Origin of the sequence: Janthinobacterium sp. ROICE36 (assembly GCF_002869965.1) — a bacterium.
Taxonomy (GTDB): Bacteria; Pseudomonadota; Gammaproteobacteria; order Burkholderiales; family Burkholderiaceae_D; genus Janthinobacterium.
Genome location: NZ_PEBS01000056.1, coordinates 1 through 18,690, shown reverse-complemented (window position 1 = coordinate 18,690; position 18,690 = coordinate 1). Strand labels below are relative to the sequence as shown.

Annotated in this window: 21 protein-coding genes; 5 read left to right on the top strand and 16 right to left on the bottom strand. The window is 60.4% G+C overall.

The features are described from left to right. Window positions 1-48: 48 nt before the first annotated feature. From CSZ94_RS20300 to CSZ94_RS20290, 3 genes are all read left to right on the top strand, one after another. Window positions 49-516 carry a DUF2147 domain-containing protein gene (locus CSZ94_RS20300; RefSeq protein WP_102123185.1) on the top strand — a complete coding sequence of 156 codons (468 nt, stop codon included), beginning with the start codon at window positions 49-51 and terminating at the stop codon, window positions 514-516. Window positions 517-792: 276 nt separating this feature from the next. Continuing rightward, a complete protein-coding gene (locus CSZ94_RS20295; protein WP_102123184.1) occupies window positions 793-2,310 on the top strand; it encodes an ice-binding family protein in 1,518 nt (505 codons plus the stop codon). A 13-nt stretch (window positions 2,311-2,323) separates the two neighbouring features. After that, a complete protein-coding gene (locus tag CSZ94_RS20290; protein WP_102123183.1) occupies window positions 2,324-3,463 on the top strand; it encodes an OmpA family protein in 1,140 nt (379 codons plus the stop codon). A 69-nt stretch (window positions 3,464-3,532) separates the two neighbouring features. Here the strand turns inward: CSZ94_RS20290 and CSZ94_RS20285 are convergent, their stop codons facing one another. The 11 genes from CSZ94_RS20285 to tyrS form a co-directional block, all read right to left on the bottom strand. Continuing rightward, window positions 3,533-4,000, bottom strand: a complete 468-nt coding sequence (locus CSZ94_RS20285; protein WP_102123182.1) for a YaiI/YqxD family protein — start codon at window positions 3,998-4,000, stop codon at window positions 3,533-3,535. Between the two features lie 32 nt (window positions 4,001-4,032). After that, window positions 4,033-5,088 carry a Holliday junction branch migration DNA helicase RuvB gene (gene ruvB, locus CSZ94_RS20280; RefSeq protein ID WP_102123181.1) on the bottom strand — a complete coding sequence of 352 codons (1,056 nt, stop codon included), beginning with the start codon at window positions 5,086-5,088 and terminating at the stop codon, window positions 4,033-4,035. 6 nt (window positions 5,089-5,094) lie between these two features. Continuing rightward, on the bottom strand, window positions 5,095-5,673 hold the full coding sequence (gene ruvA / locus CSZ94_RS20275) for a Holliday junction branch migration protein RuvA (RefSeq protein WP_102123180.1): 579 nt from the start codon (window positions 5,671-5,673) through the stop codon (window positions 5,095-5,097). 42 nt (window positions 5,674-5,715) lie between these two features. Beyond that, on the bottom strand, window positions 5,716-6,255 hold the full coding sequence (ruvC, locus tag CSZ94_RS20270) for a crossover junction endodeoxyribonuclease RuvC (protein WP_102123179.1): 540 nt from the start codon (window positions 6,253-6,255) through the stop codon (window positions 5,716-5,718). Window positions 6,256-6,354: 99 nt separating this feature from the next. Next, window positions 6,355-7,941 carry a bifunctional phosphoribosylaminoimidazolecarboxamide formyltransferase/IMP cyclohydrolase gene (purH, locus tag CSZ94_RS20265; RefSeq protein WP_102123178.1) on the bottom strand — a complete coding sequence of 529 codons (1,587 nt, stop codon included), beginning with the start codon at window positions 7,939-7,941 and terminating at the stop codon, window positions 6,355-6,357. A 102-nt stretch (window positions 7,942-8,043) separates the two neighbouring features. After that, window positions 8,044-8,277 (bottom strand): helix-turn-helix domain-containing protein, encoded by a 234-nt coding sequence (locus tag CSZ94_RS20260; protein WP_008445162.1) that lies wholly within the window; start codon window positions 8,275-8,277, stop codon window positions 8,044-8,046. Window positions 8,278-8,444: 167 nt separating this feature from the next. Beyond that, a complete protein-coding gene (dusB, locus tag CSZ94_RS20255; protein WP_102123177.1) occupies window positions 8,445-9,497 on the bottom strand; it encodes a tRNA dihydrouridine synthase DusB in 1,053 nt (350 codons plus the stop codon). 106 nt (window positions 9,498-9,603) lie between these two features. Continuing rightward, a complete protein-coding gene (locus tag CSZ94_RS20250; RefSeq protein WP_102123176.1) occupies window positions 9,604-10,248 on the bottom strand; it encodes a histidine phosphatase family protein in 645 nt (214 codons plus the stop codon). A 3-nt stretch (window positions 10,249-10,251) separates the two neighbouring features. Continuing rightward, on the bottom strand, window positions 10,252-10,884 hold the full coding sequence (locus CSZ94_RS20245) for a YbhB/YbcL family Raf kinase inhibitor-like protein (protein WP_102123175.1): 633 nt from the start codon (window positions 10,882-10,884) through the stop codon (window positions 10,252-10,254). 39 nt (window positions 10,885-10,923) lie between these two features. Further along, complete coding sequence (gene dtd, locus CSZ94_RS20240; protein ID WP_102123174.1) at window positions 10,924-11,370, bottom strand: D-aminoacyl-tRNA deacylase; 447 nt, start codon at window positions 11,368-11,370, stop codon at window positions 10,924-10,926. Continuing rightward, window positions 11,367-12,632: a tyrosine--tRNA ligase gene (gene tyrS, locus CSZ94_RS20235; RefSeq protein ID WP_102123173.1), complete on the bottom strand. Its 1,266-nt coding sequence runs from the start codon at window positions 12,630-12,632 to the stop codon at window positions 11,367-11,369. The genes dtd and tyrS overlap by 4 nt, the downstream gene beginning before the upstream one ends. A gap of 154 nt (window positions 12,633-12,786) precedes the next feature. Between tyrS and CSZ94_RS20230 the strand changes: the two genes are divergently transcribed. Continuing rightward, complete coding sequence (locus CSZ94_RS20230; RefSeq protein WP_102123172.1) at window positions 12,787-14,154, top strand: M23 family metallopeptidase; 1,368 nt, start codon at window positions 12,787-12,789, stop codon at window positions 14,152-14,154. 123 nt (window positions 14,155-14,277) lie between these two features. Next, complete coding sequence (locus CSZ94_RS20225) at window positions 14,278-15,372, top strand: anhydro-N-acetylmuramic acid kinase (protein ID WP_102123171.1); 1,095 nt, start codon at window positions 14,278-14,280, stop codon at window positions 15,370-15,372. 65 nt (window positions 15,373-15,437) lie between these two features. On the opposite strand, the gene erpA is transcribed toward CSZ94_RS20225, so the two are convergent. The 5 genes from erpA to rplM all read right to left on the bottom strand — a co-directional run bounded on the left by erpA (window position 15,438) and on the right by rplM (window position 18,415). Beyond that, on the bottom strand, window positions 15,438-15,800 hold the full coding sequence (erpA, locus tag CSZ94_RS20220) for an iron-sulfur cluster insertion protein ErpA (RefSeq protein WP_029496047.1): 363 nt from the start codon (window positions 15,798-15,800) through the stop codon (window positions 15,438-15,440). Between the two features lie 98 nt (window positions 15,801-15,898). Next, window positions 15,899-16,288 carry a bactofilin family protein gene (locus CSZ94_RS20215; RefSeq protein ID WP_102123170.1) on the bottom strand — a complete coding sequence of 130 codons (390 nt, stop codon included), beginning with the start codon at window positions 16,286-16,288 and terminating at the stop codon, window positions 15,899-15,901. A 90-nt stretch (window positions 16,289-16,378) separates the two neighbouring features. Beyond that, a complete protein-coding gene (gene argC / locus CSZ94_RS20210; RefSeq protein ID WP_102123169.1) occupies window positions 16,379-17,416 on the bottom strand; it encodes an N-acetyl-gamma-glutamyl-phosphate reductase in 1,038 nt (345 codons plus the stop codon). A gap of 168 nt (window positions 17,417-17,584) precedes the next feature. Continuing rightward, a complete protein-coding gene (rpsI, locus tag CSZ94_RS20205; protein WP_010393285.1) occupies window positions 17,585-17,977 on the bottom strand; it encodes a 30S ribosomal protein S9 in 393 nt (130 codons plus the stop codon). 9 nt (window positions 17,978-17,986) lie between these two features. Next, window positions 17,987-18,415, bottom strand: coding sequence for a 50S ribosomal protein L13 (gene rplM / locus CSZ94_RS20200; RefSeq protein ID WP_010393282.1), 429 nt, complete (start codon window positions 18,413-18,415; stop codon window positions 17,987-17,989). Between the last annotated feature and the right edge of the window lie 275 nt (window positions 18,416-18,690).

Sequence of the window (18,690 nt, the reverse complement as noted above, 5' to 3'; positions counted from 1 at the left end):
ATATACACTGTTCGTGACCCGATCAAAAAAAACCATTGGAGACTAGCAATGCAGACAATATTCAAAGCAAGCGTCACAGCAAGCATCATGGTGGCCGCCCTGGCCATCGCCGGCAGCGCCAGCGCGCGCGACGATAACCACACCCCCGTGGGCACGTGGAAAACCATCGACGACGCCACCGGCAAGCCGAAGTCGCTCGTCGTCATCACGGAAAACAACGGCGTCTTGCAAGGCAAGATCGACAAGCTGTTCCGTGGCCCGAATGAAGATCAAAACCCCAAGTGCGACAAGTGCACGGGCGCCAACAAGGACCAGCCCATCATCGGCCTGGTGATCCTGTCCGGCCTGAAATATGACGGCAAGGAATGGACGGGCGGCGAAATCACGGACCCGGCCAATGGCAAGACCTACAAGAGCAAGGCCGAACTGACGGAAGGCGGCAGCAAGCTGCAAGTGCGCGGCTATATCGGCGTGCCGATGTTTGGCCGCTCGCAGACATGGGTGCGCGAAGAGTAATCGGCACACGTCCTGCCCTGTCGAAGCCGGCCCTGCGCCGGCTTTTTTACGTCATCATCTCGCAGAAGGCCGTTGTTTTTCAGGCCGAATCATTCTCTTTTGAACAGATTTCCAGTTGCCAGCAAGCTAAGCGCGCCAGCGCACATACCTCCAGTTTCCTAAATGAAATAGTGCATGCCAGTGACGCCATCGCCCTGTAGCGACGGGCGGCATGACTCTGCTCGATGACCTCATCCGCGGATGCCCGGCAGTGACTGCCATGCACAAAGGAATTACATGAACCTCTTCAAACGATATCTGCACCCGCTGCTCGTCGCGGCAGGTTTGCTGGCCATGGCCGCCCTGGCCGGTTGCGGCGGCGGCGACCAGGGACGCGATCCCATCCTCGGCTTGCCGGGCGCCACCCTGTCCAGCCTGGCTGTTACACCCGCCACGGCGACGGTCGCCATCGGTGCCGGCCAGCAATTCACGGCCATCGCCACGTATAGCGACGGTTCCGCGCAAGACGTCAGCGCCAAGGCGGCCTGGACGTCGGCCACACCGGCCAGCGCGACCGTCAATGCCGCCACGGGCATGAGCAGCGGCATCGCAGCCGGCACCTCGAACATTGCTGCCGCGTTTGGCGGCAAGAACGCCAGCGCCGTGCTGACCGTCACGCCAGCGACCTTGCTGGCTATCGCCGTCATGCCGCAAAACCCTGTCGTCCCCGTCGCCGCGACGCGCCAGCTGGCCGTCCTTGCCACGTATTCGGATGGCAGCAGCGTGAATGTCACGGCCAGCAGCAGCTTCGTTTCAGTCACGCCCGCCTCGGCCACCGTCGCCAGCGGCGGCATGGTCACCGGCCTTGCTGCCGGCAGCAGCGTCATGAACGTCAGCTTCAACGGCAAGACGGCCAGCACCACCGTCACCGTGCCTGCCCTCACCCTGGTCAGCATCGCCGTCACGCCCGCTACCGCCAGCATCGCTGTCGGTGCCCAGCAGCAATTCGTTGCCACCGCAACCTATTCGGACAGCTCGAAAGCCATCGTCACGGCCGGCGCCAGCTGGACCTCGGGCACCGTCGCCAATGCCACGGTAGTGAACACAGGCGTCGCCACGGGCGTGGCCACCGGCACCAGCAACATCACCGCCACGGCCGGCGGCCAGTCGGGCAGCGCGCTGCTGACTGTCACGGCCGTCGCCATTCCGCCCGTACTCAATCCGATCATCCTGGGCCGCGCGGCACCGTTCGGCGTGCTGGCCGGCACCTCGATCACGAACAATTCGGGCGGCACCACCCTGATCACGGGCGACGTCGGCGCGCCATCGCAAACTACCGATCCCACCCAGGCGGCTGGTTTTACCAACTACAAGTCGGGTGCCATCCTGGCCGGCGCCATGACGGATTTGCAGGCGGCGATCACGGATGGCAATAGCCGGACCTGCGACGTCAGCTTTGCCGGCGGCATCGACCTGGGCGGCCAGACCTTCGGTCCCGGCGTGTATTGCTATGCGGGCGCCATCAGCATTACGGGCACTCTGACCTTGAACGGTCCCGGCGTGTACATCTTCCGCACGGCATTGACCCTGGATTCGACCGTCAATTCCATCGTCGCCCTGAACAATGGCGCCACGGCCGACAACGTCAGCTGGCTGCCCGTCGGCCCGACCACCCTGGCCGCCAACAGCGTCTTCAAGGGCAATATCCTGGGCCAGTCGGCCGCCATCACGGTGGGCGACAACACGACCCTGCTCAATGGCCGCGTGCTGACGGCCGCTGCCGTTACCTTGCGCAACAACCAGATCACCAAATAATCGGGACATAACCATGACGATCGCACACACACTGGGCGCCCTGAGCGTGATGACCGGCGCCTTGCTGGCAAGCCAAGCGGCGCAGGCGCAAGATAACACCTTCATCAACCCCGACTGGGCCAACAGCGCCTGGTACCTTGGCGCGGGCGTGGGCCAGTCGCGCGCCACCATCGACGAGCCGCGCCTGCGCGCCAGCCTGGCCGCGAATGGTGAAAGCGTCACCGGTTTTAGCAAAGACCAGCGCGACACCGGCTATAAATTGTTTGTCGGCCGGCAACTGAACCAGTATTTCGCCGTAGAAGGCGGTTACTTTGACCTGGGCAAGTTCGACTTCAAATCGACCACCAGCGGCAATGGCGTGCTCAACGGCGAAGCGGGCTTTCGCGGCGTGAACCTGGACTTGCTGGGCCAGCTGCCGCTGTCGCAGCGGCTGTCCTTGCTGGGCCGGGTCGGCATGCATTACACCAAGACGAATACGGAGTTCAGCGGCAATCGCCTGCTGGGTTCGACGAACACGCATGCCAGCGAGCGCAAGCTCAATGCCAAGCTGGGCCTGGGCCTAGAATACAAGTTCAGCGAAGCGCTGGCCCTGCGCGGCGAAGTCGAGCGTTATCGCTTGAACGACGCCGTGGGCAACCGCGGCGATGCCGACCTGTATTCCGTCAGCCTCGTGTACAAGCTGGGCCGCCCGGCCAGCGCCACACCCGCCTACCAGCGGGTGCCCGAAGCCGCCCCTGTCGTCGCCATGCCGGCGCCGCTGATCGAAGCCAAGCCCGCACCGGTGCCCGTGGCGGAAAAAGTGTCGTTTGCTTCGGAGGCATTGTTTGATTTCGATCAATCGACGCTCAAGCCGCAAGGCAAGGCGGCGCTGGACCAGCTACTCGGTCAATTGACGGGCATGGACCTGGAAGTCATCGTCACGGTCGGTCATACGGATGCCGTCGGTTCCGATGCCTACAACCAGAAGCTCTCCTTGCGCCGCGCCGAAGCCGTGAAGGCTTACCTGGTGGCGCAAGGCGTGGAAACGAGCCGCGTCTACACGGAAGGCAAGGGAGAAACGCAGCCCGTGGCCGACAACACGAGTGCCGCCGGCCGCGCCAAGAACCGCCGCGTGACGGTAGAAGTGGTGGGCACGAGAAAAGTCATGCGCTAAGTTGCATGCGCACGTAAAAAACCGGCTTGCGCCGGTTTTTTTTCGTCCACAGTTCTTTTCGTCCACCGCTTATTGCGCTGGCGCCGGCTTGCGGTGATGCTTGCTCAAATGCCGGTCCAGGCTGTTGGCAAACTGTTGCCGGTCGGACTGGCTGAAGGCAGCCGGGCCGCCCGTGTCCACGCCGCCGCTGCGCAATTCTTCCATGAAGGCGCGCATCGTCAGTTGCTGGGCAATATTATCTTTCGTATAAAACTCGCCGCGCGGGTTCAAGGCATAGCCGCCCTTGGTCAAGACATCCGCTGCCAGCGGAATGTCGCCCGTGATGACCAGGTCGCCGGGATTCAACAGCCGCACGATTTCCTGGTCGGCCACGTCGGCGCCGGACGGCACTTGCACGGTGCGGATAAACCGCGAGGGCGGCACGCGCAAACCCTGGTTGGCCACCAAAGTGAGCGGTAACTCCAGGCGGTCGGCCACGCGGTACAGGATTTCCTTGATGACCACGGGGCAGGCATCGGCGTCGATCCAAATTTGCATACCCGGCATGCCCGTCCTTCCCTCGTCCGCCATTACGGTTCCCACGCTTCGCCGCCCGGGCCCATGCGCGGCGCGCTGACGCCGAAATGCAAATAGGCGGCTGGTGTGGCGACGCGGCCACGGGGCGTGCGCTGCAAAAAACCTTGCTGTATCAGATAAGGTTCCAGCACGTCTTCGATGGTATCGGCCGCTTCGCCGATGGCTGCCGCCAAATTGCCGATGCCGACGGGGCCGCCGCCGAACTTGAACAGCACGGCTTCGAGCAGCTTGCGGTCCATCACGTCGAAGCCGGCGGAATCGACGTCGAGCATCGCCAGCGCGCGGTCGGCCACCACCTTGGTGATCTCGCCATTGCTTTTGACTTCCGCGAAATCGCGCACGCGGCGCAACAGGCGGTTGGCAATGCGGGGCGTGCCGCGGGCGCGCTGGGCGATTTCAATCGCGCCTTCCGGATCGATCGGCGCTTTCAGCAAGGCGGCGCTGCGCGTGACGATCTTCGTCAATTCGCCCGTGTTATAAAACTCCAGCCGCGCGACGATGCCGAAACGGTCGCGCAGCGGGTTGGTCAGCATGCCGGCGCGCGTGGTGGCGCCGACCAGGGTGAACGGTTGCAAATCGAGCTTCACGGAACGGGCGGCCGGGCCTTCGCCGATCATGATATCGATTTGATAATCCTCAAGCGCCGGATACAGAATTTCTTCGACGACAGGCGACAGCCGGTGGATTTCATCGATGAACAGGACGTCGTTCGCTTCCAGGTTCGTCAGGATCGCCGCCAGGTCGCCCGGACGTTCCAGCACGGGGCCGGACGTCTGGCGCAGATTCACGCCCATTTCGCGCGCGATGATGTGCGCCAGCGTGGTCTTGCCCAGGCCCGGCGGGCCGAACAGCAAGGTATGATCGAGCGCTTCCTTGCGCTGGCGCGCCGCCGTGATGAAGATTTCCAGCTGGTCGCGGATCTTTTCCTGTCCCACGTACTCGTCGAGCTGCTTGGGGCGCAAGGCCCGTTCGATGGCCTCTTCGTTATGCGAGATGGGAACCGCATCGATGATGCGCTGTTCCGTGAAGCTGTCGGTCTGGATGCTCATGCCTTATCAGCCTTTCGACAGCGCTTTCAGCGCCAGTTTGATGCCATCGGAAACACCGCTGCCAGCCGGTACGTTCTTCACGGCGGCCAGCGCTTCCTTGTCCGAATAGCCGAGCGCGACCAGCGCGTTCAGAATGTCCGATTGCGCGTCCGGTGCCGCATGCGCACCGCTGGCGCCAATATCGGCCCCCAGCTTGCCTTTCAATTCCAGCAGCAACCGCTCGGCCGTCTTCTTGCCGATGCCGGGCACTTTCACCAGGCGGCCCGAATCCTGCAAGGTAATGGCTTGCGCCAGGTCGGCAATCGTCATGCCGGACAGGATGGACAGCGCCATGCGCGCGCCCACGCCCGTGATCTTGATCAACTGGCGGAATACGGCCCGCTCGGCCGCATTGCCGAAGCCAAACAGCAGGTGCGCATCTTCGCGGATGGCCTGGTGCGTAAACAGCACGACTTTTTCGCCCACATGGGGCAAGTTGTAAAACGTGCTCATCGGCACGTCGACTTCATAGCCGACGCCCTGGCAATCGACCAGCAATTGTGGCGGATTCTTTTCAAGCAAAATACCGGAGAGACGGCCTATCATCGCGTGTTCCTAATGTTGTGTATATATGTGAGGGTCATGCAGCTATCCCACCAACCGGCCGCGCTTCATGCGCAAGCCCTGCAGCTGCGGCGCCAGCGCGCCGAGCATGGCCAGCGCATCGACGCTGTTGGCGTGGCAAATGGCCACGCCCAGCGCGTCGGCCGCATCCGTGCCGGGCAAGCCGGGCAAGGATAGTAGCCGGGCAACCATCTCCTGCACCTGCTCCTTGGCCGCCTTGCCGTGGCCCGTGACAGCCTGCTTCACTTGCAGCGCCGTGTATTCGGCCACCGACAGGTCGGCATGGACGAGGGCGCAAATGGCCGCGCCACGCGCCTGGCCCAGCAGCAAGGTCGATTGGGGATTGACGTTGACAAACACTTTTTCGATGGCCGCGCAATCGGGCCCGTAAGTGCCGACGATTTCGCTCACGCCCTGCAGGATGATTTTCAGGCGCGGCGGCAATTCCCCTTCGGAAACCGTCTTGATGGTCCCCGACGCGATATAGCGCAGCTTGTTGCCGTGTTTTTCTATGACCCCAAAGCCGGTGGTGCGCAGGCCAGGATCGATGCCAAGAATAATCATCGCCAGATTCTATAATGAATACGGCAGGCACCGGTGAATAACCGGAGCCTGCCGCTGAGTTGCTACTGGCTGAGATGTTCAATCCCAGCCTGTTCCATATCAATGACGGAAGTGACGCGTGCCCGTGTAGAGCATCACCACGCCGCGCTCATCCGCTGCATCGATCACTTCCTGGTCGCGCATGGAGCCGCCCGGGTGGATCACGCAGGTCGCGCCGGCATCGACGACGACGTCGAGGCCGTCGCGGAAGGGGAAGAAGGCGTCCGACGCCACCACGGAACCGGTCAGCGACAGGCCCGCGTTTTGCGCCTTGATGGAAGCGATGCGGGCCGAATCGATACGGCTCATCTGGCCAGCGCCCACGCCCAGGGTCATGTTATTGCCGCAGAAGACGATGGCGTTCGACTTGACGAATTTCGCCACTTTCCAGGCAAACATCAGGTCGGACAATTGCTGCGGCGTAGGCTGCAGCTTGCTGACCACGCGCAAGTCGCCGATACCGACGTTTTTCGCGTCCGGCGATTGCACCAGCAAGCCGCCACCCACGCGCTTGAAGTCCATGGCATTGACGCCGGAACCCAGCGGGATTTCCAGCATGCGCACGTTTTGCTTGCTCGACAGAATCTGTTTCGCTTCGGCGGAGAACGATGGGGCGATCAGCACTTCGACGAACAGCTTGGCGATTTCGCCGGCGGTGGCGCCGTCGAGTTCCGTGTTGAAGGCGATGATACCGCCAAACGCGGAAGTCGGGTCCGTCTGCAGGGCGCGCGCGTACGCTTCGGCCGCATTCTTGCCCAGGGCGACGCCGCATGGGTTCGCGTGCTTGACGATCACGCAGGCGGCGCTTTGCTCGAAACCGCCCAGGCTCTTCACGCATTCCCAGGCTGCATCGGCATCGGCGATGTTGTTGTACGACAATTCCTTGCCTTGCAACTGGCGGTAGTTGGCCAGCGCGCCATCGATGGTGACGAGGTCGCGGTAGAAGGCGGCGCTCTGGTGCGGGTTTTCACCGTAGCGCATGTCTTGCACTTTCTCAAATGCAACATTCAACACTTGCGGATAGGCGCCGCGCTCGGCGTGCACTTTCGTCGGGCCCAGGCTGGTCAGGTAATTGGTGATGGCGCCATCGTATTGCGCCGTGTGCGCAAAGACTTTTTTCGCCAGCATGAACTTGGTGTCGTAGCTGACCGTGCCGGCCGTGCCGTCGGCCGAGCGCAGCTCCGCCAGCACGGCATCGTAGTCGGTCGGATCGCAGATGACGACCACGTCCTTGTGGTTCTTGGCTGCCGAACGCAGCATGGTCGGGCCGCCGATATCGATATTTTCAATCGCGTCTTCCAGCGTGCAATCGGCCTTGGCAACCGTGCCCTGGAACGGATACAGGTTGACCACCACCATGTCGATGGTCGGCATGTCGTGCTCGACCAGTTTCGACATGTGCTCAGGGAAATCGCGACGCGCTAGGATACCGCCATGCACTTTCGGGTGCAGGGTCTTCACACGACCATCGAGCATCTCCGGGAAACCCGTGTAATCGGCAACTTCCGTGACGGGAACACCGTTGTCTGCCAACAATTTGGCGGTGCCGCCGGTGGACAGGAGGTTGACGCCGAGTGCGGACAGGGCGCGGGCGAATTCGAGAACGCCGGTCTTGTCGGAAACGGAGAGGAGAGCTTGTTTGATCATGGCTGTGGCTAGGTGGTTAAGTGTTCTTGGCGAATGGCACAGCTCGGTCGTCTGACCGAAGCGGCGGCGGATTCAAATCTTGGCGTCACTTGCATGCCGGCATTACAGCAAACCGTGCTCCTGCAATTTCTTGCGCAGGGTATTGCGGTTGATGCCCAGCATCTGCGCGGCGTGCGACTGGTTGCCATCGGCGCGTGTCATCACGACTTCCAGGATGGGCTTTTCCACGGTCAGCACGACCATGTCATAGATATTCGATGCTTGCTGTTCGCCCAGGTCATTGAAGTAATCTTCTAGACTTTTCTGTACGACTTCCTGAATGCTTTCTTTGCTCATTTGTATGCTTCAACCGGCTGAACACCTGGCAATCCGCTGCCGCGCCGCTCATGCGGTCCGCCTGCTGCCCTCTTGCCTCGGTGTTGTAATTAATATTGCATGACGCTCTATATAGGCGCTCGCCCTTGTACTGCTGGTAACTGACTACCCTGCTTGTTGCTATCTGCTCATGCTGCCGTGGCCGTAGATTTGATCACCTCGAGCAGGCCACTTTCACTCGATTCGGAGAGGCGGTATTGTAACCGTTCGCCAAATTTCCATTGCGACTCAAAAAATTGATCCACGGCCAGCAATTGCGCATCCGTCGACTCCAGCACATTCATTTGCTGTCGGAACGCTTCGCCGCCTTCCAGGTCTTTCACATACCAGCCGATGTGCTTGCGCGCCGTGCGCACGCCCAGAAATTCGCCATAAAACGCGTAATGGGCGCGCAAATGCTCATCCATCAGGGTACGCACTTCATCCACGTACGGCGCCGGCAACAAGGTACCGGTGCGCAAAAAATGGTCGATCTCGCGGCAAATCCACGGCCGGCCCTGCGCCGCGCGACCGATCATGACGGCATCGGCACCCGTTTGATCGAGCACAAAACGGGCCTTTTCCGGGCTGCTAATGTCGCCATTGGCCACCACGGGGATGCCCACCGAAGCTTTCACGGCGGCAATCGTTTCATATTCGGCATCGCCCTTGTAGCCATCGGCGCGCGTGCGGCCGTGCAAGGTCAGCATCTGGATGCCAGCCTGCTCGGCGATGCGGGCGATGTTCAGGGCATTCTTGTTTTCGCGGTTCCAGCCCGTGCGAAATTTCAGGGTGACGGGCACGTCGACGGCATTGACGACGGCATGCAAGATCTTTTCGACCAGGCTTTCGTTTTGCAGCAGGGCCGAACCGCACCAGCTGTTGCACACCTTCTTCACGGGGCAACCCATGTTGATGTCGATGATCTGCGCGCCCCGGTCCACGTTGAACTTGGCACAATCGGCCAGGTCTTGCGGATCGGCACCGGCGATCTGCACGGCTTTCGGCTCCATTTCGCCTTCGTGGTCCGTGCGGCGCGTGCTTTTTTCCGTCGCCCACAGGCGCGGATTCGACGCCGCCATCTCCGACACGGCATAGCCGGCACCCAGCTGCTTGCACAACTGGCGGAAAGGCCGATCCGTCACGCCCGCCATGGGAGCGACGAAAACGTTGTTGCGCAGAATGTGAGGGCCGATTTGCACTGAAGAACCTGGAATGGACGGAGGAACCTGCTATTTTAACCGATACCCTGCCTAATTAATAAGCACTATTTTTTCGATCAGTGCCTCAGAGTGACGATGGGGCCGCTTAGCCCAGCTCGTCCATCGCGGGCGCGCTCAGATGTTCGATATTTCCCCAGTGCACTAAATGCAGCTTGCCGTCCGCATACGAAAAACGGTTGACACTGGCATTTTTCACCTGGAAGTCGCGCGGACTGTCGAGCGTCATGCCGACCGCTTCGCGATAGGCGCATTCGAGCACGCCGCCGTGCGCCACGATGGCAATCGTCTGGCCGTCATGGCGTTCGGCCCAGCGGGCGATGGCGCCGTTCGCGCGTGCATAGAACTGGCGGAAACTTTCGGCTTGGCGCTCGCCGGACGGCATCACGGCATCGATCTGCCGCGCTTGCCATTGCGCATACTCGTGCGGATAGCGCGCGGCAATATCGGCATACAGCAAGCCTTCGAAGGCGCCATAGCAGCGCTCGCGCAGCAAGGGATCGGTCTGCACGGGCAAGTCTTTCACAACAGCCACAGCTTGCGCCGTCTGCTGCGCGCGTTGCAGATCGCTGGCGATGATGGCGGCCAGCGGCTCATCCGCCAGCGCCTGCCCCAGCGCCCCCGCTTGCGCCAGGCCCGCCTCGTTCAGGGCGATGTCGATATGCCCCTGCAGGCGGCGACCCGCATTCCAGGCCGTTTCGCCATGGCGTATCAGTAAGATCGTGGTACTCATGCTTTATTTCTTCAGGGTAAGTGCCAGCTCGGGCTTGAGCGAATAGGCAACGACGAGTTGGGCTTCGTCGAGGATGTGGCCGTACAGGGCAGCATGGGCTTGCTGCCCCGTAAAACGCTCGGCCAAGGCCAGGCGCGGCATGTCGAGCGCATACAGGCGAAAAATGTAATGGTGGATGCGCTCGTCATTCCACGGCGGGCACGGACCATCATAGCCGTAATAATCGCCGGCCATGTCAGGATCGGCGGCAAACCAGCCCGTGTAGTCGTTGAGGCCCTGGCGCAACACAGTACCAGCAGGCTTGCCGCGCGGCGTGATGCCGCTGGAAAATTCCCCGGCGGCAATGGAACGCTGCGCCGGCGGCAAGTCGAGCAAGCTCCAGTGATAAAAATCGCCGCGCGGCGCCGTCAGCGGCAGGGCCTGCTCATCGCGGTTGGCCAGGCTGGCGTCTTGCGGCGCATCAGGGTCGATGCAGAACAGGGCCAGCGACTCGGTGCCGTTCGGCACCTCGTCCCAGGCCAGATGGGGATTGCGGTTACCGGCGAGGCGCACGCGGCTGGCCGGATCGATCTCGGCAAACGCATTCTCGGCCGGCATCAGGCCGCCATCACGAAACGTCTCGCTCCACAATTTCATCGCTTGCTCCCCATTATCATTATATTGATTGCTTTGCACTCATTTGGCACTGACTTGCAGCCAGAAGGTCACGGGCCCGTCGTTCGTGAGGGACACCTGCATGTCCGCGCCGAACTGCCCCGTTTGCACGCTCGCATGGCGGTGGCGCGCCTGTTCCACGAAATGCGTGAACAGGCGCAAGCCGTCCTGCGGCGCGGCCGCCGGCGTGAACGACGGGCGCGTGCCGGACTTGGTGTCGGCCGCCAGGGTGAACTGGGGCACCAGCAGCAAGCCACCGGCCACATCCGTCACGCTGCGGTTCATCTTGCCCGCCTCGTCGGCAAAGACGCGATAGCCGAGCAATTTGCTCAACAGGGCGTCCGCTTCCTTCTGCGTATCGCCCCGCTCCGCACACACGAGCACCATCAGGCCGGCGTCGATGGCGCCGATGGTGGCAGCGCCGACATCGACTTTCGCCTGCGTAACTCTTTGCAGCAGCGCGATCATGCCGCCAGGGTGACGCGCGCAAATTTACGCTTGCCAACTTGCAACACGAACTGGCCTGCCGCCACTTGCAGCGCCTTGTCGCTGATGACGCTGCCGTCGATGCGCACGCCGCCTTGCTCGATCATGCGCATGGCTTCCGACGTGGATGGGCACAGGCCAGCTTGCTTGAGCAATTGCGGGATGCCCAGCGGCGCGCCAGCCAGGCTCACTTCGGGAATATCATCGGGAATACCGCCCTTCGAACGGTTGACGAAGTCGGCCAGCGCATCTTCCGCCGCCTGCTGCGAATGGAAACGGGCGACGATTTCTTGCGCCAGGGCAACCTTGGCATCGCGCGGATTGCGCCCGCCTTCCACTTCGCTCTTCAGCTGCGCCAGTTCGGCGATCGAGCGCCACGACAGCAGCTCGTAGTAGCGCCACATCATGACGTCGGAAATGCTCATCAGCTTGGCGAACATGGTGTTGCCCGCTTCCGTGATGCCGATGTAGTTATTCTTCGACTTGGACATTTTTTCTACACCATCCAAACCTTCCAGCAGCGGCATGGTCAAAATACACTGCTGCTCCTGTCCGTACTGTTTTTGCAGTTCGCGGCCCACCAGCAGGTTGAACTTCTGGTCCGTGCCGCCCAGTTCCAGGTCCGATTTCAGGGCCACCGAGTCGTAGCCCTGCATCAGCGGGTACAGGAATTCATGTACAGAAATAGGAATGCCGCCCTGGAAGCGCTTGGTGAAGTCGTCGCGCTCGATCATGCGCGCCACCGTGTAATGGGAAGCGAGCTCGATGATGCCGCGCGCGCCCAGCGGATCGCACCACTCGGAGTTATAGCGAATTTCAGTCTTGCTGGCGTCCAACACCAAAGATGCTTGCGCGAAATACGTCATCGCGTTAATCTCGATCTGTTCGCGGGTCAAAGGCGGGCGCGTGATGTTGCGGCCCGAAGGGTCGCCGATCATGGAAGTGAAGTCGCCGATGAGGAAAATGACTTGATGGCCCAGGTTTTGCAACTGGCGCATCTTGTTCAGCACGACAGTGTGGCCCAGATGCAAGTCGGGTGCAGTCGGGTCCAGGCCCAGTTTGATGCGCAGTGGAACACCGGTTTTCTCGGAGCGTGCTAATTTTTGCGCAAATTCGCTTTCGATCAAGAGTTCGTCGACGCCACGCTTGGTAATCGCGAGGGCTTCTTGTACTCTGTCCGACAGCGGAAGTGCGGTCTGAGCGGCGTTAGCCTTTGCAGGCGATGCGGTGGTGTTGATTTCCATAAAATTTGACTGTAGATCTCAAAATGGTAGTAGGTTTGCGGAGTTTGCTATAATGCTCGATCCCATCAATCTTGCCGTATGAAAACGAACCAAAATAACAATAACAAAGAGCATTAGTTCAGGTCACGTTCAAGGGCAAATTTTAACTGATTGCATGAACCCTATACATAAAATCACAGGCTCACGCTTGTACACACAGCTGACGACGACACGCAAGGCACGCATAATCGGCGCGTCCGCAGTGCTGCTCGCCGTTGCCGCCTTCGGCGCTGTCGCTGTGTCTCCCATGGCACCCGACGCATCCGACTTGCCGGTCACGTCTATCGCCCAGAACCTGGAAATGCCTGATCTCGCCTCGCAAATTTCCGCGATGGAACAGGTAAACCAGAATTTCACCCACGAAGAAAAAGTCCGCGCCGGCGATACCCTCGCCACCCTGCTGACCCGTCTCGGCGTGGATGATACGGCGGCCGCCAATTTCATCAAGACCGACAAGATCGCGCGCGGCGTGATGCTGCTGAAATCGGGCAAGCGCGTGCAAGCGCAAACGTCCGAAAACGGCGAGCTCAACTGGATGCGCGCCACCTTGGTCGATGGCAGCGACAAATCCGTCAAGAACATCCTGATCACCCGCAAGGGCGACAAGTTCGTGGCCACGGAAGTGGCCGCCCAGCTGGAACGCCGCGTTGAAATGCACGCGCGCAAGATTACTTCCACCCTGTTCGCCGCCACCGATTCCAGCCTGGACGGCACCCGCCTGCCAGACTCGATTTCCGCGCAAATCGTGGAAATGTTCTCCACCAATATCGACTTCCGCTCCGACCTGAAACGCGGCGACGCGTTTAATGTTGTCTACGAAACATTCTGGCAAGATGGCGAATTTTTCCGAGCGGGCCGCATCCTGGCCGGTGAATTCACCAACCGCGGCACGACTTACCAGTCCGTTTGGTTCGAAGACCCAGCCAGCAAGCAAGGCGGCGGCTACTACAGTTTCGACGGCAAGTCCCTCAAAAAAGCCTTCCTGAAATCCCCCCTCGAATTCTCCCGCATCTCGTCCGGCTTCTCCATGCGCGTGCACCCGATTTCCGGCAACTGGAAAGCGCACAAGGGCATCGATTTCGCTGCAGCAACGGGCACCCCTATCCGCGCCTCGGGCGACGGCGTGGTCGATACCGTCGGCAGCCAAAATGGCTACGGCAATGTTGTTGTGTTGAAACACTGGGCCAATTACAGCACCGCCTACGCCCACATGAGCCGCTTCGCTTCGGGCTTGAAAAAAGGTCAAAAAGTGAGCCAGGGCGATGTGATCGGCTACGTCGGCACCACCGGCTGGTCCACGGGCGCCCATTTGCACTATGAATTCCGCGTCGGCGGCGTGGCACAAGATCCAAGCAAGCTGAACGTCCAAGCCCAAGCGCCATTGACGGCCGCCGAGCTGGGTCGCTTCCGCATGGTATCGGCTGACATGATGCACCGCTTCACCCTGCTGCGTCCTAACGACACGGCACTGGCTTCACGCTAAGCAATACTGCCCTCGGGCAACGAACAAAGGCACCGCCCATGCAGATGGCCGGTGCCTTTGTTTTATGTGCGCAGGAAAATGCGGCACAATGCATCCATCACTTACGCATTCAAGGAAACACCCATGCTGTATATCGGTTTGATGTCGGGCACCAGCCTCGATGGCGTCGACGGCGCGCTGGTCGATTTTTCCGACGATGGCAGCGCACGCAGCCTGGGCGACGCCTATATTGCCTTTCCCGCCAGCCTGCGCGCCGACCTGATGGCACTGCAAAGTGCCGGCCAGAATGAAATCGAACGCGAGGCGCTGGCGGCCAATCAACTCGTGCGCCACTACGCCGACTGCGTCGCCATGCTATTGCGTAACGCGGGCATCGGCCCGGACGCCATCGTTGCCATCGCCGCACATGGCCAGACCATCCGCCACCGCCCCGAGCTGGGCTTTACGCGCCAGTTGAACAACCCGGCCTTGCTGGCCGAACTGACGGGCATCGATGTCATCGCCGACTTGCGCAGCCGCGACGTGGCGGCCGGCGGCCAGGGCGCGCCGCTGGTGCCGGCCTTCCACCAAGCCATTTTCAATCTCCCCGGCCACACGCGTGTGCTGGCCAATATCGGCGGCATCAGCAATATCAGCGTGCTGCATGCGGACGGCACGGTGACGGGCTACGACACGGGCCCCGGCAATGCGCTGATGGATGGCTGGGTCTTGCAGCACCTGGGCCAGCCGTATGACGCCAACGGTGCCTGGGCCGCCACGGGCAAGGTCATCCCTGCCCTGCTGGCAGAATTGCTCAATGAACCGTATTTTGACTTGCCGGCGCCGAAAAGCACGGGACGCGACCTGTTCCATGCCGACTGGCTGCAAGGCAAGCTGGCCAGGCATCCAGCCGCCCGGCCGGCCGACGTGCAGGCGACCCTGACGCAACTGACGGCCGCCAGCCTGGCGCATGCCATTGCGCGCGACGGGGCGCAGGCGGAAAACGTGTATGTGTGTGGCGGCGGCGCGCAGAACGCCAGCCTGATGGCGGCGCTGGCGCGCGAACTGCCGGGCATGGCGGTGGCATCGACGGAAGCGCTGGGCGTGGCGCCCAGCCAGGTCGAGGCGCTGGCGTTCGCCTGGCTGGCCTGGCGCTTCACGCAGCGCAAACCGGGCAACTTGCCCGCCGTGACAGGTGCGCAGGGCTTACGGGTACTGGGGGCGCTGTATCCCCGTTGAGCAGATGTAGAAACACAAATAGCGGATCATCGATCCGCTATTTTCTTACTTGCTCCGTTGACTACTTAAACGGAGAAGGACGAACCGCAACCGCAGGTAGAAGTAGCCGTTGGGTTTTTAATCACGAACTGCGCGCCTTCCAGGTCATCCTTGTAATCGATTTCCGCGCCGACCAGGTACTGGTAGCTCATGGAATCGATCAACAGCTGGACGCCATTCTTGACCATGGTGGTGTCATCTTCATTGACGATTTCGTCGAAGGTGAAGCCATACTGGAAGCCGGAACAGCCGCCACCCTGCACGAAAACGCGCAATTTCAGGTCGGGATTGCCTTCTTCTTCGATCAGCTGCGCGACTTTTTCAGCGGCGCTATCGGTAAAGATAATGGGTGAAGGGATCACATCTTGCATTTCAGCGACGGCATTCATATCGGACACTCCTACTAGAAAACATTAACTCATTATAGACTGTTGCCGCAACTCGCGCTGCGACCGCCGCTGATGCGGCTGGACGGTGTTGTTCCTGCTCACATTTCCGACACGGCCAGGTGCAGCACGGGGTCGGCGCTGTCGTGGCGACTGAGCTTGCCTTGCACCAAGGCGCCGCTGTGCATTTCCAGCACCTTGTAATAGACCTCTCCTACAATGCGGGCTTTCGGCTGGATTTCAAGCATTTCGGACACATACACGGGGCCATTGATCTCGCCGCTGACAACCAGGCTGGAGCAGCGCACTTCGCCATCGATGCGGCCCGCCTCACCCAGCACCACATACGTGGGCTCGCCCGCTTCGCCCGTGACATTGCCGCGCACATGACCATCGATGCGCAAGCCGCCGCAAAACAGCAAGTCGCCCTCGATCCGCGTGGAGGCGCCGATCAGGGTGTCGATGGGATTTTTCGCGTTGCGCTCGAACATGAACGTCATCCTGTCGGGGTAGGTGGCAGTCCAATTTAGCACAGGTCCGGCAAAAATTCGTCGGACCTGTGCAAGCACGGCTGCCTATTTTTACGGCAGCAGGGCGATGTGTTGCAAACCGGCCGTTTCTTTCAAGCCAAACATCAAGTTCATGCACTGCACGGCCTGGCCCGAGGCGCCCTTGACCAGATTGTCCTGCACCACCAGCACGATGACGGTATTGCCGCCTTCAGGGCGGTGCAGGGCCAGGCGCAGCATGTTCGAGCCACGCGTGGAGCGCGTTTCCGGGTGCGAGCCGAATGGCATCACGTCGACGAAAGGCTCATCTTTGTATTGCTCTTCGAACAAAGATTGCAATTCTTCATTGCTGACATCCTTGTTCAGCTGCGCGTACAGGGTCGAATGCATGCCGCGGATCATCGGCACCAGGTGCGGCGTAAAGGTCAGCGCCACTTTGTCATCCGTGAAGCGCTGCAGTTGCGCCGTCGTTTCCGGCAGGTGGCGGTGGCCTGCCACGCCATAGGCTTTAAAACTGTCGCTGCTTTCCGAGAACAGGATGCCGATTTCCGCCTTGCGGCCGGCGCCCGACACGCCCGACTTGCAGTCGGCGATCAAGCCACCCGCGTTGACCAGGCCGGCCTTGAGCAGCGGGTAAAAGCCCAGCTGCATGGTGGTCGGATAGCAACCGGGGTTGGCGATCAGGCTGGCTTTCTTAATATCTTCGCGGTTCAGTTCCGGCAAGCCGTACACGGCTTGCTCGATCAACTCGGGCGCCGTGTGGGCAATCTTGTACCACTGCTCGAACTTGGCCTGGTCTTTCAGGCGGAAGTCGGCGGCCAGGTCGATGACTTTCACGCCGGCGGCCAACAAGGCTGGGGCTTGCGCCATGGCAACGCCGTGTGGCGTGGCAAAGAAAACCACGTCGCACTGTGCCAGATTCGCCTTGTCCGGCGAGGAAAACGCCAGTTTTACGTGGCCACGCAGAGAAGGATACATGTCAGCAACGGGCAAGCCATCTTCCTTGCGCGAGGTAATCGCCGTCAACTCGACATCTGGATGGGTTGCCAGCAAGCGCAGCAATTCCACGCCCGTGTATCCAGTGCCGCCGACGATGCCAACTTTGATCATGTTCTTTCCTTGTGTATAGATTGCATAAAGATGAGGGGAAACGCTACCCCTGCGGGTTTTCCGCGTATTTTACAGCGCAACGGCGCATCCCGCTGAAATGCAAAAAAGCCGCAGGACCGAAGTCCAGCGGCTTTTCGACCAGCACCCGAAGGTGCTGTAGCGTAGAAATTAACGCTTCGAGAATTGCTTTGCGCGACGTGCTTTGCGCAGACCAACTTTTTTACGCTCGACTTCACGTGCATCGCGGGTAACGAAGCCGGCTTTAGCCAGTTCCGGTTTCAGCGCTGCATCGTAGTCGATCAGAGCGCGGGTGATGCCGTGACGAACTGCACCAGCCTGGCCCGACTCACCGCCGCCATGGACGTTGACTTTGATGTCGAAACGCTCGACATTGCCGGTCAGTTCCAGAGGTTGACGGATGACCATCAGACCTGTTTCGCGCGAAAAGTATTCGTTTGCTGGTTTGCCGTTAACAACGATCAAGCCTGTGCCAACTTTGATAAAAACCCGAGCCACTGCACTTTTGCGACGGCCGGTTCCATAATTGTAATTACCGATCATGTCAGTTCCTTAGAGAACAAGTGCTTTAGGTTGCTGAGCAGCGTGCGGATGGGAACCTTCCGCGTACACTTTCAGCTTCTTGATCATTGCGTAGCCGAGTGGGCCTTTAGGCAGCATGCCCTTGACCGCTTTCTCAAGCGCGCGACCTGGAAAACGCTGTTGCATTTTCTGGAAGTTGGTTTCGTAGATGCCGCCTGGATAACCAGAGTGACGGTAGTAAATTTTCTCAGTAGCTTTGGTACCGGTCACACGCAGTTTGCCTGCGTTGATGACGACGATAAAGTCGCCGGTATCGACGTGAGGAGTAAATTCTGGTTTGTGTTTGCCGCGCAGTCGGAGTGCCACTTCGCTGGCAACACGTCCGAGGACTTTGTCCGTCGCGTCAACCACGAACCAATCGCGCTGGACTTCATGTCCTTTAGCGGAAAATGTTTTCATGTTGACTTCCTAATAGATTACACGCTCAAATGGTGGTTCCGCCGATATTGCTATGCGGACTCTGCCTTATTTACTTTTCCTGAGCGAACGGAAAGCCGACAAGTATAAGCGGCTTTGCCCTGCCGCGTCAAGCCACGATGCAGACCCGCAGGGCGATTGCATGAAGGGTAGGTGCTCGGAGTGACGATAGGGTGAAATATTGCTTGTAAACACGTTGAGAAAGGCGTTTACTCTCGGTATTTGGACGCGTAAATGGCAAACGAACCGATCTCTCT